The organism is Streptomyces sp. NPDC012474 (assembly GCF_042955185.1).
Classification (GTDB): Bacteria; Actinomycetota; Actinomycetes; order Streptomycetales; family Streptomycetaceae; genus Streptomyces; species Streptomyces cahuitamycinicus.
This window is the reverse complement of record NZ_JBIBEP010000003.1, coordinates 351,413-364,303: the sequence shown is the minus strand read 5'-3', so window position 1 is coordinate 364,303 and position 12,891 is coordinate 351,413. Positions and strand designations below refer to the sequence as shown.

The window sequence follows — 12,891 nt, the reverse complement described above, 5'->3', positions numbered from 1 at the left end:
CGGCAGTCGGACACCACCGCCGAAGAGGTCCGGCGGCGATCCGCTCCCCCTGTGCGGGCCGTCGCCGGACCGCGCAGGCCGCCCGTCCGCTCCCCCCGGGCGCCCGCATGCACCCCTCGGCGGTCGAGGAAAGGACGTGGCCTCCAGGTGGCAGCGCACCGCAAGCCCCGACAGCGCTCGACGGGTGCCGGCACGGCCCGTACGGCCGCCACGATCGCCCTCGCGAGCGCGGCGACGGCGACGGGCTTCGACGGAACCGGGCACGCCGAACCACAGCTCACCCCCGGCCAGGTCAAGGCCAAGGTGGACAAGCTGTACCAGGAGGCGGAGGTCGCCACCGAGAAGTACAACGGCGCGAAGGAGAAGGCCGAAGCGGCCGGGCAGCGGCTGAAGAACCTCCAGGACCAGGCGGCGCGCAAGGAGGAGCGGCTCAACTCCGCCCGTGACGCCCTGGGTTCGGTCGCCGCCGCGCAGTACCGCGCCGGCGGCCTCGACCCCGCGGTGCAGCTCGCCCTCTCCGACGATCCCGACCGGTACCTCGACAACGCCGAGTTCGTCGAGCGGGCCGGCAGCCGGCAGAACGCCGCCGTCGCGGGTGTACGCAAGCAGTTGCGGGAGATCGAGCAACTGCGCGGGGCCGCCCACATCGAGCTGACGTCCCTGAAGTCACGCCGGGCGGAGCTGAAGCAGCACAAGAAGACGATCACCGGCAAGCTGGGCTCGGCACGGCAGTTGCTCTCCGGGCTCGGCCCGCAGGAACGTTCCCTGCAGGACGCGTCGCGGGACCGCGCCTCGCGCTCGACGGGCGCACGGGACACCCTCGGGGCCCCCGGCTCCGCCTCGTCCCAGGCGACCGGCTCCCGCGCGGCCGCCGCCGTCTCCTACGCCTACCAGAAGCTCGGCAGCCCTTACGTCTGGGGCGCCACCGGCCCGAACGCCTTCGACTGCTCGGGCCTCGTGCAGGCCGCGTACCGCGCCGCGGGCGTCTCCCTGCCCCGCACGACCTACTCCCAGATCGCCGCGGGCCGCCGCGTCTCCCGCTCCGAACTCCTCCCCGGCGACCTGGTCTTCTTCTATGCGGGCATCAGTCATGTCGGCATCTACGTGGGCAACGGCCGCATGATCCACGCCCCGAACCCGTCGGCGCCGGTACGCGTCGCCCCGCTCGACGAGATGCCGTACGCGGGGGCGACGCGGGTGGTGTGAGCGCCGGTGTCACACGAGCCGGCGAGCCGTCGCCCAGCGCGTCAACTCGTGCCGGTTGGAGAGCTGGAGCTTGCGCAGGACCGCCGAGACGTGCGACTCGACGGTCTTCACGGAGATGTACAGCTGCTTGGCGATCTCCTTGTAGGCGTAGCCCCGGGCGATGAGCCGCAGCACCTCGCGTTCGCGCTGGGTCAGGCGGTCCAGGTCCTCGTCGACCGGCGGTGCGTCCGTGGACGCGAAGGCGTCCAGGACGAACCCGGCCAGCCGGGGCGAGAAGACCGCGTCACCTTCCTGGACACGGAAGATGGAGTTCACGAGGTCCGTGCCGGTGATCGTCTTGGTGACGTACCCGCGGGCACCGCCGCGGATCACGCCGATCACGTCCTCCGCGGCGTCCGACACGGACAGCGCCAGGAAGCGGACCGGCTGCTCGGCGTCGCCCATCAAAGGGGCGCAGCGGCGCAGCACTTCGACACCGCCGCCGCCCGGCAGGTGCACGTCGAGGAGGACCACCTCGGGCCGGGTCGCGGTGATCACCGTGACCGCCTGGTCGACGTCCGCGGCCTCGCCGACGACCTCGACGCCGGTCTGCTCGGTCTGCCCGATCTCGGCCTGGACCCCCGTACGGAACATGCGGTGGTCGTCGACGAGGACCACGCGCACATGACGCCCGGGGCCGCCGCCCGACTCCGCGGGCCCTGCCGCCTCCGCCGGTCCCGCCGTACCGTTCGCCTCGGTCGGGTCGCTCATGACGTCTTCTCCGCCCTCTCCATCTCCAGCTCGACCTCCGTGCCGCCGTCCGGCACCGCGCGCAGCCGCGCCGTACCGCCGTTGCGCTCCATGCGGCCGATGATCGATTCTCGGACACCCATCCGGTCGGCGGGTATCGAGTCGAGGTCGAAGCCGGGGCCGCGGTCCCGGACGGACACGAAGACCGTCTTCCCCTCGACCTCGGCGAAGACCTGTACGGCTCCGCCCTCGCCACCGTACTTGGCGGCGTTCACCACTGCTTCGCGCGCGGCCTGCATCTGCGCGCTGATTCTCTCGTCGAGCGGGCAGTCGCCCACGACCACGACCTCGATGGGCACGCCGTGCTTGTCCTCCACCTCTGCCGCGTTGCGCCGCACGGCGTCGGCCAGGGTGGTGGGCTCGTCGGCCTCGTCCTTGCCGGTGCCCTCCGGCTTGTACAGCCAGGTGCGCAGGTCGCGCTCCTGGGCGCGGGCCAGGCGGCGCACCTCGCTCGCGTTCTCCGCGTTGCGCTGGATCAGGGTGAGAGTGTGCAGCACCGAGTCATGCACATGGGCGGCGACCTCCGCGCGCTCCTGGGCGCGGATGCGCATCAGGCGCTCCTCGGAGAGGTCCTGCGTCATGCGCACCAGATACGGCCCGGCGAGGAGCGTTATGCCGACGAGGACCGCGAGGGCCGCCTGGAGGACGGAGCCGAGGTGGGCGGCGGAGCCCTGCAGGACGAAGATGCCGGAGACGCCGGCCGTCACCAGCAGCACCCCGCCCACCGAGCGCAGCAGCGTGAGAGTGCGCCGGCGGCGGCCGACCTCGACCCAGCGGGCCCGGCGGGCGTTGTCGGCCTGCCGCCAGACCAGGGCGACGCCCGCGCCGACGAGCACCGTCGGCCAGAGGTACGCCCTCGCTCCCCCGCTGAGGTTCACGTTGCCCACGAAGACCAGGGCCACCACGACCATGAGGAGCAGGGCCACGATCTGGCCCTTGTCGGGCCTGCGCGCGACGCGTCTGCGGCGGCCGTCGGGCGAGGTCTCCGCGGCCGGCGGCGACGGCGGCTTCTGCTCCCCGACACCGCCGACACCGAGCGGGACGAAGAACCAGAACGCGGCGTACAGCAGCGCACCGAGACCGTCGGCCATGAACAGGCCGACGAAGACGAGCCGCACCCAGATCACGGGCAGCCCGAGGTGCCCGGCGAGGCCCCGCGCCGCGCCCCCGAGCCAGCGTCCGTCACTGCTGCGGTAGAGCTTGCGCGGCGGCCGCGGTTCGGCGAGTGGCGCTGCTGCGGCTTCCGACATGCCATTGATGGTCACACGTGCGGGAGGCCGGAGCATCAGGGTCGGCCCCTGAGGCTCCCCTGATCTCCCCGGGCCGGTCCTCGAACGCTTCCCGAGCCGACTCTCAGGGCCGATATCAGGGTCCGGCCAGGGTCGTTCCGACTCCCGCCGGGGCGTCGCGCCCGTCACCATGGACCCATGACCGATCACGAGCACGCCGCGGCGGGTCCGGGACCCGGCTCCGGCCCGCGCCCCGCCCCGGGCGCCGGGCAGCAGGATGCCGCGCCCGCCGCGGGTCCCGCCCCCGGGCGCGCGGACGCGGGAGAGCAGGGGGGAGGAGCTCCCGGCTCGGCCGCCCCCGCCGAAGAGGGTGTCCCGCCGGGGCCGCCCCACGCGTTCCGCCGCGACCGCCGCCACAAGACCCTGGCCGGCGTCTGCGCGGGACTCGGGCGGCAGTGCGACATGGACCCGGTCATCTTCCGCATCACCCTCGCGGTGCTCTCCGCCACCGGCGGCATCGGCCTGCTCTTCTACGGCTTCGCCTGGCTGTTCGTCCCGTACGACGACGAGGAGAACGAGGTCCGCAAGCTGCTCACCGGCCGCGTCGACGGCCAGGCCCTGACGGCCGTGCTGTTCGCGCTGGTCGGCTGCGGGGTGTTCCTGACCATGTTGAACAACGGCGGGGTGCTGACCTTCGCCGTCGTCCTCTCCCTCCTCCTCGCGGGCGCCGGCTACTGGTCGCGCCAGCGCGGCGCCCCCGGCCCCGATCCTTCCCCGAGCTCTCGGCTGCGCTCGAGCAGGGGAGTCCCCATCGCAGCGCAGGCCGTCGCCGACGCCCCGCCGGAGCCCCAGGCGCCGCCGGTGTTCCTCACCACCCCCTCCTGGTGGCGGGACCCGATCGTCAAGGACGGCACCCACATCGGCGGCACGGGCTACCTGTGGGGTCCCCGAGACCCGCATGACCTGGACATCGCCGCAGCCCTCAACATCAGCCTCGGTACGCAGCCGGGTGCCCGCGAGGACATACCCGCCCCGCACCCCCGGCCGCCACAGCCACGCGGGCCGCGATCGATCGGCGGCTCGGTCTTCCTGCTGGCCCTGCTCGCGGGAGCCCTGGGCACGAGCCGCACATGGGACGGCCACCCGCTCGGCACCAGCCTGCAGACGGGCCTTGCCTGTGCGCTCGCCGTCCTCGGCCTGGGTATAGCCGTCAGCGCCTTCCTGGGCCGGACCGGCGCCGGCTCGGTATTCCTGGCGATCATCACGGCCGGCCTGCTCGCCGGCGCGGCGGCCCTGCCCAAGGACATCGGCACCCACTGGGCGCGCACCACCTGGCAACCCGCCACGGTGGCGGACGTACGGCCCGGGTACGACCTGGGCACCGGCGTCGGCACCCTGGATCTGAGCAAGCTGGACGTGTCCGGGAAGCAGACGGTCACGACCCGGGCGGAGGTCGGCATGGGCCGGATCAAGGTGCTCGTGCCCGAGGACGTGACCGTGCGGCTGAACGTCGAGGTGGGCGTGGGCGACCTCCAGCTGCCCGGCGACGACCCGAAGGACGTGGACGTGCAGCCGGACCAGTACAAGGAGATCACCCTCTCCCCCGCCGAAGGCGTCGAGAAGGCCGGCACCATCAACCTGGACCTCCAGGTCGGCATGGGGCAGGCGGAGGTGACCCGTGCTACGTCATGAACTCCAGCCCGGCAAGCTGATCGCCGGCATCGTCCTCGTACTGGCGGGCGTCCTCTACGCCGGTGACGCGGGCGGCGCCTGGGAGATCCCGTGGTTCGTGGTGATCCCCCTGGTCACGGGCGGGCTGTGCCTGGCGGGTGCGGTGGCGTTCCTGACGGGCCGCGTACGGCGCCACCGACGGCGGGGCCGTACGGGTGCGGACCTGGCGTGACGGTGACCGGCCTGCTACTGGTAGCCGCCGCTGCGCTGCCGTCGCCGTGACCGTAGCGCGGCGTCGAGGGACAGCAGGGGGGCGCCCGCAAGGATCAGAGGGATCCAGGCCATGAGGTAGGCGAGGTCGTTGCCGTAGTAGTACGGGTCGGAGGCCCAGCTCACGGTCAGCCACAGGCTGAGGGAGATCAGCGCGCCGCCGAGTGCGGCCAGACGGGCGAGGAGGCCGAGCAGCGTTCCGATGCCGACGGCCAGTTCACCGAAGGCGATGGCATAGCCGAAACCGGCAGGGCTCTTGAGGGAGAGGTCGACCAGGGCGGGAATGGCGGAGGAGTCGCGTACGGCACGCATCATGTCGCCGACCGACCCGGCACCGGAGTCCTTCATGAAGGCGCTGTCGGTGAGTTTGTCCAGACCGGCGTAGATGAAGGTGACGCCGAGGAAGATGCGGAGGGGCAGCAGGGCGTAGCGGGTGGCGTTGTCCCGCCAGCCTCCCCCGTTGCCGAAATGGGGGGAGTGTGTGTCCGTTCGCATACTGTGAGTCATCGCTGCTAGCCGCCTCTCGCCGGTGCCGAGACCCCCTCAACAGACAATACGTACGACAAACGGACCGTGCTCAATCCTGTGTCACCGGGCTGATTTCGTCATGCCGGTGGTGCGGGGTGCCTGGGAAGCGCCATCGCTCACTCCGTCACGTCGACCGCGTACCGGTTCGTCTCCACCCCGGCCGCCGTGACGACCTGCACCTCCACCCTCCCCGGTTCGACATCCGCCGGCACCGGCACCGTCAGCACGGCGTCCGTGGGGTTGCGGAACCCTCCGGGAACCGGGATCAACGGCACATGGACGTGCACCGCGCCCACGCGCACGACCATCCGGGCCAGCCGGTCGGCCCCCTGCGCCCCCGGCGGCACGAATCCCGCACCCCGGATCTCGATGTCGTCCCCCGTGCGGATCGGCCCGTCCAGGTCCCCCGCCTCCCGGGCCCGGACGACGGAGAGGATGACCGGCCGGCCGCCCTCCGCGTACTTGCCGGCCAGGTACGTCGCCGCCGAGACCAGCACCACCACCGCCAGCCCCCACGGCAGATCCGGCAGCTGCTCCGGCCGCCTGGCCAGCCGTACCGCCGTGTAGACCAGGGCCACCCCGCTGATCACGACGTACTGGATGTCGGCGAAGGTGCCCCGCCCGGCGTCGTCGGTCAGCAGGTCGGCGGCCCGGGGCCGGACGGCACGCACCTTCTGCAGCCGTTGCCCCAGTACCCGCAGCCCGACCACCCGCCGCACGAGCACGGCGATCCCGCACAGCACGGCGAGCACGGTCACGATCCCGGCGCCCCGGGCGAGGTCCAGCCCGGAGATCAGCGCGTCCCGCTCCCGGTGCCGGGAGGCGGCGGCCAGCCGCCCCGCGAGGACGAGCACCGAGTAGGCCACGAAGAGCACCCACGCAGCGGCGACCGTACGGGACGTGGACAGCCGGTTGTCCTCACCGATCACGGGCGCCAGCGCCCCGCCCTTCGCCCGGTGGAACCACGACGCGGCGGTCAGCGACGAGGCCAGCACCAGCGCCGCGGCCAGTCCGGCCGTACGCGCAGCCGTCCAGCCCGCACCGACGGCCGTGAGCGCCTGCCCGAGCAGCAACAGCACCACGGCGGCCCACACGACACCCGCCGTGCGCCGCCACACGCCCGTCAGCCAGGCCTGCCCCTCGGCCCGCCCCCGCTCGGCGACATGCTCGGCGGACTGCGCCAGCTCCTCGGAGACCCACTGGCGGGAGGCCGACGCGGAGTGGGCCACCGCGGCCGGCAGACCCTGCCCGGCCGCGAACTCGTCTCGTCGGCGCAGGAACGCGGCGACGGCCCGACGATGCCCCTCGCGCGCACCGTGCGGACAGTCCCCGCAGGCGCACCCGCCCCCGTGGGCCCCGCCGGATCCACCCGCTTGACCACCGGGGTAACCAGCGGCGTACCCCTCGGCATGAGCACCCGCACGCGCACCTGCGTACCCGCCCGCCTCCGCGCCGCCCTGTCCCGCCTCCCGCACCGCCACGCCCGACGCCCGCCTTCCCGCGACCCAACCACCGTCGGCCTTCCGGACCCCGGAAACACCGCTGTGCAACTCCCGTGCGACGACAGCGAATTGTGCCCTACCCCATCCGGCTCGCGTCCGCCCTGACTGGTCAGCACGGGTGAAGTCCGGCGTGCCGTGTTGACCCGGCTGGGAGATTTCCCCCGGCCGGGATCAGAGTTCGTGAGGACGCAGGCGGTGCTGCTCCGGGGCTTCCGAAGCCCCTAGCCCAGCAGGCCCGGCTCGCTCCGGCTGACGTCCTCCCACATGGGCTGGTAGTTGATCCACGCCACCAGGTCGCCGCCCAGCTGCTCCCGCGTCGCCACCGCCATCCGGTGGTCGATCCGGACCGGCCGCCCGGCCGCCTGGGCCGTCAGCTGCACCTGGCAGGAGCGCTCCATCGACACGAACCACCAGGCCGCCGCGTCCACCGAGTCCCCGACGGTCAGCAGCCCGTGGTTGCGCAGCACGAGCGCCTTGCGGGAGCCGAGCACAGCGGCGATGCGCCGCCCCTCCTCGGCGTCCACGGAGACGCCGGTGTACGTGTCGTAGAGGGCTTGGTCCTCGTAGAAGGCGCAGCTCTCCTGGGTGATCGGCTCCAGCAGCTCGCCGAGGGCCGCGAGCGCCCGGCCGTGCACCGAGTGGCAGTGGGCGACGGCGACCACGTCCGGCCGGGCCGCGTGGACCTGGGCGTGCACGGTGAAGGCCGCCTGGTTGACGTGGTAGCCGCCCTCGACGACCTGGCCGTCCTGGTTGGCGAGCACGAGGTCGCTCACGGTGACGTGCCGGAAGGGCATCCCGAACGGGTTGACCCAGAAGCAGTCGGTGAACTCCGGGTCGCGGGCGGTGATGTGCCCGGACACGCCGTCCTCGAAGCCGAGCCGGCCGAAGATCCTCAGGGCGCCCGCGAGCCGTTCCTTGCGGTGCCGGCGCTCGTCCTCGACCGACTCGTGCATCGGCGGCATGGCGAACCGCAGCCGGTCGGTGGGCAGCGGCAGGGGCGGGGTGGGCCCGTGCATAGGTCCTCCAGCACTGGTTCTGCGTACGGGCGGAAGTTACCGTCCGTGAGGCCGGGAAGAACAGAAGCGATTCGTGAAGATGACACGAGCGCCCCTGTGAGCACCCTGTGCCCTTCCGTGTGCCCCCAGGCTCCCCAACCCCACGAATAGCCGACAGAAGATGTCGGATTTCGGCGCGACACTCTTCCCATGACAGCGAACTGGGCGGCTTTCGCCACCGCCGAACCGGATCTGGCCGGCACCGTCGAGAAGCGCTTCGGCGCCTACACCCACCACATTCTCGCCACCCTCCGTAAGGACGGTTCACCCCGCACCAGCGGTCTGGAGGTGCGGTTCCTGAACGGCGAACTGTGGCTCGGCATGATGCCGGACTCGCTCAAGGCCCTCGATCTGCGCCGCGACCCGCGCTTCGCACTCCAGGCGAACCCCGGGGAGGGCACGGGCATGGGCGGCGGCGACGTCCGGATCAGCGGCCGGGCGATCGAGGTCGACGACATCCAGACCAAGGCCGGATACGTCGAAGAGGTGGAGCCGCCGGAGCCGTTCCACCTCTTCCGCACCGAGCTGACGGAGGTCGTGCGGACCTACATCGAGGACGACGCGTACCTCGTCGTCCAGGTCTGGACGCCCGGCGAGCCCCTGCGCACGATCAGGCGCAGCTAGGCAGGGAGGTCACTCCCACTCGATGGTGCCCGGCGGCTTCGAGGTCACGTCGAGGACGACGCGGTTGACGTCCTTGACCTCGTTGGTGATCCGGGTGGAGATCCGGGCGAGGACCTCGTACGGCAGGCGCGACCAGTCGGCCGTCATGGCGTCCTCGGACGAGACGGGGCGCAGGACGATGGGGTGGCCGTACGTCCGCCCGTCGCCCTGGACGCCGACGCTGCGGACGTCCGCGAGCAGGACCACCGGGCACTGCCAGATGTCCCGGTCGAGAGCGGCCGCCGTCAGCTCCTCGCGGGCGATGGCGTCGGCCTCGCGCAGCAGGTCCAGGCGCTCCCTGGTGACCTCGCCGACGATGCGGATGCCGAGGCCGGGGCCGGGGAAGGGCTGGCGCTGGACGATCTCCTCCGGCAGGCCGAGCTCCTGGCCGACCATGCGGACCTCGTCCTTGAAGAGCTTGCGCAGCGGCTCGATCAGCTGGAACTCGAGGTCCTCGGGCAGACCGCCCACGTTGTGGTGGGACTTGATGTTCGCTGTGCCCGTGCCGCCGCCGGACTCGACGACGTCCGGGTAGAGGGTGCCCTGCACGAGGAACTCCACGGCGGGGCCCTCGTCGGCGATGATCTCGGCCTGGGCCTGCTCGAAGACCCGGATGAACTCCCGGCCGATGATCTTCCGCTTCTCCTCGGGGTCGGAGACCCCGGCGAGCGCCTTGAGGAACCGCTCCTCGGCGTCGACGACCTTCAGCTGCACGCCGGTCGCGGCCACGAAGTCCTTCTCGACCTGCTCGGTCTCGCCCTTGCGCATCAGGCCGTGGTCGACGTACACGCAGGTCAGCTGGGAGCCGATGGCCTTCTGGACGAGGGCCGCGGCGACCGCGGAGTCCACGCCGCCGGACAGGCCGCAGATGGCGCGCCGGTCACCGACCTGCTCGCGGATGGCGGCGACCTGCTCCTCGATGACGCTGCCCGTGGTCCAGGACGGGGTCAGGCCCGCGCCCCGGTACAGGAAGTGCTCCAGCACCTGCTGCCCGTGCGTGGAGTGCATCACCTCGGGGTGGTACTGGACGCCGTAGAGCTTCTTCTCGTCGTTCTCGAAGGCGGCGACCGGTACGACGTCCGTGGAGGCCGTGACGGAGAAGCCCTCGGGGGCGGCGGAGCAGGCGTCGCCGTGCGACATCCAGACGGGCTGCTCGGCGGGAGTGCCCTCGAACAGGGTGGAGGACACCTTGGAGACGTGCAGGTCGGTGCGGCCGTACTCGCGGGCACCGGTGTTGTCGACGGTGCCGCCGAGGGTGCGCGCCATCAGCTGGAAGCCGTAGCACATACCGAAGAGGGGGACGCCGGCCTCGAAGATCTCGCGGTCCAGGGTGGGCGCGCCCTCCTCGTAGACCGACGAGGGGCCGCCGGAGAGGATGATCGCCGCGGGGTTCTTGGCGAGCATCTCCTGGACCGGCATGGTGCTCGGCACGATCTCGCTGTAGACCCGCGCCTCGCGGACACGACGGGCGATGAGCTGGGCGTACTGCGCGCCGAAGTCGACGACCAGGACGGTGTCGGCGGCGTTGGCAGCGGGAGTCGCTGATGACACGGGGTGCCTTCCGGCGGTGGGGCGGGGGTCTTGTGCCACCCGATTCTACCGGGGGGCCGTGCGACTGTTTCCGGGTGCCGGGCACCTGCCCCGTCTCAGGATGCGAACCGGCTTGGACGCCCCCGGGGCGCGGTGCATACTTGCCCCATGTTCAAGCACCAGACGTTCGTCTTTACCTATGGCATCCGGCCCGCCGGACGCCATGGTCGTGCTGCTTGAGCTACTGACGAGCGACTTCCCAGGCGCCCCGGGCCGACAAGGCCCGGGGCGTCTGCGTTCGTCCGGGCCGTGCCGCCCCGGGGCAGCCCCTGACGACGAGGAGCCCCCTATGACCGCCATCGACGTGACCGGCGCCCGTACCCCCGAGGCCGCCGGCGTGATCACCGGAGCGCGCGAGCGGATCGACGCGCTCGACGACCGGATCATCGGCCTGATCCAGGAACGGGTGGCCGTCTCGGCCGTCATCCAGGAGGCGCGGATCGCGTCCGGCGGCCGGCGCGTGAACCTGTCCCGCGAGATGGACGTCCTCGGCCACTACAGGGAGGCGCTGGGCAAGCCGGGCACCGCGCTCGCGATGACCCTGCTGGAGCTGTGCCGCGGCAAGATCTGAAACCGCATGCGCGGGACAGACGTACGCCCCCTCCTCACCCGTACGGCGCGTGACCGTCCCGGAGCCGCCTCGTTGGTCCCGGTGTCCGTGCCGGCCAGGCGCGGGCCCGAAAGAACCACGCGTGGCTCACTGGGGCGATGAGACGCACGGATCGTGCCGTGCGTCGTGGGACCTCGCTCCAGGCAGGTGACCGGACGGCAGGGGACAGCAGCCCGGTCACCCAAGAGAACGGTCGGCTCCGGGGACGCCCGGGGCCGACCGGCGGACCTTGCATAAATGCACAAGTCTGGGTCAAACGGTTGCGGGCGCCGCGTTCATCCAGCACGATGCGTACACGGCCCAAGTCCCCCCGGGGGCATCCGCATTACCCCACTGCCAGAGGTACAGACCAAGCGGCGCAACCCCCCGGCGCCGCTTCCAGGCACCGGCGCTGCCCTGCCGTCGGTGCTGACGAGAAGAAGGGCCCCGCGGCTCCACCCCGCGGGGCCCTTCGCTCTGCTTCCGCGAGCACCTTCCTGCGGGCCTCTTCGCTCCGCTCAGGTGCGGGTCACCGTCCCGCAGTCGCCACCGTCGCCGCGTTCGAGCTCCCTGCTCCGGTCGTACGGGTCCGTCGCCGGGCCGCTCGGGGACGGCCCCGCGGACGCGTCGGACGAGAACTCCGGGTGCAGGTAGCCGTCGTTGACGAAGCAGGAGGAGTTGCCTATCTCCTGGTCGTAGTTCATCAGGAGCAGGCGGCCGGGGGTGACCTGGTACCGGGTGGCGTCGGCGAGTTCGACGTCGAGGACCCGTCGCACGATGGTGCGGGTGACCTCGGTGGAACCGCCCGCCCGGACCACGGGGTAGACGAAGGTGTAGTCGGCGCGCACCGCCACGCCTCCTTGCGTGCCCTTCTCGAACGTCATGCGCCCGCGGGTCTTGATCACGTCGCCGACCGGCCGCACCTCGTCGGGGTCGAAGCGGCTGAACAGCGTCACCGGGTCGTGCTTCCTGCTCGGGGAGCGCAGCCCGGTGCCGAGATCGTCGAGGAGCCCGGGCTGCTTGGGGTCGAGCACGGAAAGCGCGGCCTCGGGGCGGGCCCCGCGTACGGTCTTCGGGTCGAGGTTGGCCCCGACCAGCAGCTTCTTCGTCAGTTTCAGCGCCTGTTCCACCCGGTCCGCGGAGACCGCGCCGACGGACTTCGCCTCGGGCAGGACGATGCCGGCCTCGCCGTCGGCCCAGCGCAGGGCCGGGGAACCGGCGAACGGCCGGTCCAGCGTGGGGGTCTCGGGGTCGGACGCGCCGGGCGCTGCGGTGGGCGCCGTCGACTCGGCGGGCAGCGGTGAGGCCTCGGCGGCCTGGGACTCCCCGGTACCGAAGGGGTCACCGGGCAGCAGCGAGGGCTTCAGTGCCACCAGCGCGACGGCGGCCGCGAGGGGAACGCCGATGAAGCCCCACAGCTTGCGGCGCCGGGCGGCCTGGCCGTTCATCTCTTGCCAGGCCGGGCCGGTGCGCCACCCGGGAGGCGACTCGCCCCGGGCGTCCTGCTCACGCAGCCGCTCGGTCACCAGACGGGCTCGCGCGGACGGCTCTTTCGGGGCGGAGGTACGGATGTCCCGCTCGGTGTCACGGGTGAACTGCTCCCAGACGTCGTCGGGGATCTCCGAGCCCGACGGCTGGTCGTCGGACGGCTTTTCAGACACGAAGCCAAGATCTAAGCGGACGGGAAGCGCCTTCACAAGCCTTCACCAGAAGGTCTTCGATGTGACCCAGCCCACATAAAGTTTCTGTGAATGCCTGCACAACCATTCACAGTTCTCACTGATCAAACAGGCGAACAA

12 protein-coding genes are annotated in these 12,891 nt (G+C 71.9%); 5 read left to right on the top strand and 7 right to left on the bottom strand.

Annotated elements, in window-relative coordinates; all coding sequences use genetic code 11:
- Positions 1–147 precede the first annotated feature (147 nt).
- On the top strand, positions 148–1,206 hold the full coding sequence (locus tag ACFY9S_RS09885; RefSeq protein ID WP_391125055.1) for an NlpC/P60 family protein: 1,059 nt from the start codon (positions 148–150) through the stop codon (positions 1,204–1,206).
- A gap of 9 nt (positions 1,207–1,215) precedes the next feature.
- On the opposite strand, the gene ACFY9S_RS09880 is transcribed toward ACFY9S_RS09885, so the two are convergent.
- Complete coding sequence (locus ACFY9S_RS09880; protein ID WP_102910328.1) at positions 1,216–1,956, bottom strand: response regulator transcription factor; 741 nt, start codon at positions 1,954–1,956, stop codon at positions 1,216–1,218.
- A complete protein-coding gene (locus ACFY9S_RS09875) occupies positions 1,953–3,245 on the bottom strand; it encodes a PspC domain-containing protein (protein ID WP_391125050.1) in 1,293 nt (430 codons plus the stop codon). The genes ACFY9S_RS09880 and ACFY9S_RS09875 overlap by 4 nt, the downstream gene beginning before the upstream one ends.
- A gap of 177 nt (positions 3,246–3,422) precedes the next feature.
- Here ACFY9S_RS09875 and ACFY9S_RS09870 point away from each other — a divergent pair, with 177 nt between their 5' ends.
- Both ACFY9S_RS09870 and ACFY9S_RS09865 read left to right on the top strand, forming a co-directional pair.
- On the top strand, positions 3,423–4,916 hold the full coding sequence (locus ACFY9S_RS09870) for a PspC domain-containing protein (protein ID WP_391125047.1): 1,494 nt from the start codon (positions 3,423–3,425) through the stop codon (positions 4,914–4,916).
- Positions 4,903–5,127, top strand: coding sequence for a hypothetical protein (locus tag ACFY9S_RS09865; protein ID WP_391125044.1), 225 nt, complete (start codon positions 4,903–4,905; stop codon positions 5,125–5,127). Before ACFY9S_RS09870 ends, ACFY9S_RS09865 begins: the two co-directional genes overlap by 14 nt.
- A gap of 14 nt (positions 5,128–5,141) precedes the next feature.
- Here the strand turns inward: ACFY9S_RS09865 and ACFY9S_RS09860 are convergent, their stop codons facing one another.
- From ACFY9S_RS09860 to ACFY9S_RS09850, 3 genes are all read right to left on the bottom strand, one after another.
- Positions 5,142–5,672, bottom strand: coding sequence for a DoxX family membrane protein (locus ACFY9S_RS09860; protein ID WP_391125042.1), 531 nt, complete (start codon positions 5,670–5,672; stop codon positions 5,142–5,144).
- A gap of 137 nt (positions 5,673–5,809) precedes the next feature.
- Entirely contained in the window at positions 5,810–7,174 is a 1,365-nt protein-coding gene (locus tag ACFY9S_RS09855) for a hypothetical protein (protein ID WP_391125039.1), read from the bottom strand.
- Positions 7,175–7,416: 242 nt separating this feature from the next.
- The gene (locus tag ACFY9S_RS09850; RefSeq protein WP_391125036.1) at positions 7,417–8,211 is read right to left on the bottom strand and encodes a class II aldolase/adducin family protein; all 795 of its coding nucleotides are present in this window, start codon (positions 8,209–8,211) and stop codon (positions 7,417–7,419) included.
- 189 nt (positions 8,212–8,400) lie between these two features.
- Between ACFY9S_RS09850 and ACFY9S_RS09845 the strand changes: the two genes are divergently transcribed.
- Complete coding sequence (locus tag ACFY9S_RS09845; RefSeq protein ID WP_391125033.1) at positions 8,401–8,874, top strand: pyridoxamine 5'-phosphate oxidase family protein; 474 nt, start codon at positions 8,401–8,403, stop codon at positions 8,872–8,874.
- 9 nt (positions 8,875–8,883) lie between these two features.
- Here ACFY9S_RS09845 and guaA read toward each other — a convergent pair whose 3' ends face one another.
- Positions 8,884–10,464, bottom strand: coding sequence for a glutamine-hydrolyzing GMP synthase (gene guaA, locus ACFY9S_RS09840; protein ID WP_391125030.1), 1,581 nt, complete (start codon positions 10,462–10,464; stop codon positions 8,884–8,886).
- Between guaA and ACFY9S_RS09835 the strand changes: the two genes are divergently transcribed.
- Positions 10,385–11,074 carry a chorismate mutase gene (locus tag ACFY9S_RS09835; protein WP_391125027.1) on the top strand — a complete coding sequence of 230 codons (690 nt, stop codon included), beginning with the start codon at positions 10,385–10,387 and terminating at the stop codon, positions 11,072–11,074. The genes guaA and ACFY9S_RS09835 overlap by 80 nt on opposite strands.
- A 536-nt stretch (positions 11,075–11,610) precedes the next feature.
- Here ACFY9S_RS09835 and ACFY9S_RS09830 read toward each other — a convergent pair.
- Positions 11,611–12,753 (bottom strand): hypothetical protein, encoded by a 1,143-nt coding sequence (locus ACFY9S_RS09830; RefSeq protein WP_391125025.1) that lies wholly within the window; start codon positions 12,751–12,753, stop codon positions 11,611–11,613.
- Positions 12,754–12,891: the final 138 nt, after the last annotated feature.

What these genes read in the sequence shown, in the direction of transcription:
- ACFY9S_RS09880 (WP_102910328.1), bottom strand. Translation starts at nt 1,956, where the DNA reads ATGAGCGACCCGACCGAGGCGAACGGTACGGCGGGACCGGCGGAGGCG.
- ACFY9S_RS09875 (WP_391125050.1), bottom strand. Translation starts at nt 3,245, where the DNA reads ATGTCGGAAGCCGCAGCAGCGCCACTCGCCGAACCGCGGCCGCCGCGC.
- ACFY9S_RS09870 (WP_391125047.1), top strand. Translation starts at nt 3,423, where the DNA reads ATGACCGATCACGAGCACGCCGCGGCGGGTCCGGGACCCGGCTCCGGC.
- ACFY9S_RS09860 (WP_391125042.1), bottom strand. Translation starts at nt 5,672, where the DNA reads ATGACTCACAGTATGCGAACGGACACACACTCCCCCCATTTCGGCAAC.
- ACFY9S_RS09850 (WP_391125036.1), bottom strand. Translation starts at nt 8,211, where the DNA reads ATGCACGGGCCCACCCCGCCCCTGCCGCTGCCCACCGACCGGCTGCGG.
- ACFY9S_RS09845 (WP_391125033.1), top strand. Translation starts at nt 8,401, where the DNA reads ATGACAGCGAACTGGGCGGCTTTCGCCACCGCCGAACCGGATCTGGCC.
- ACFY9S_RS09835 (WP_391125027.1), top strand. Translation starts at nt 10,385, where the DNA reads ATGAGCTGGGCGTACTGCGCGCCGAAGTCGACGACCAGGACGGTGTCG.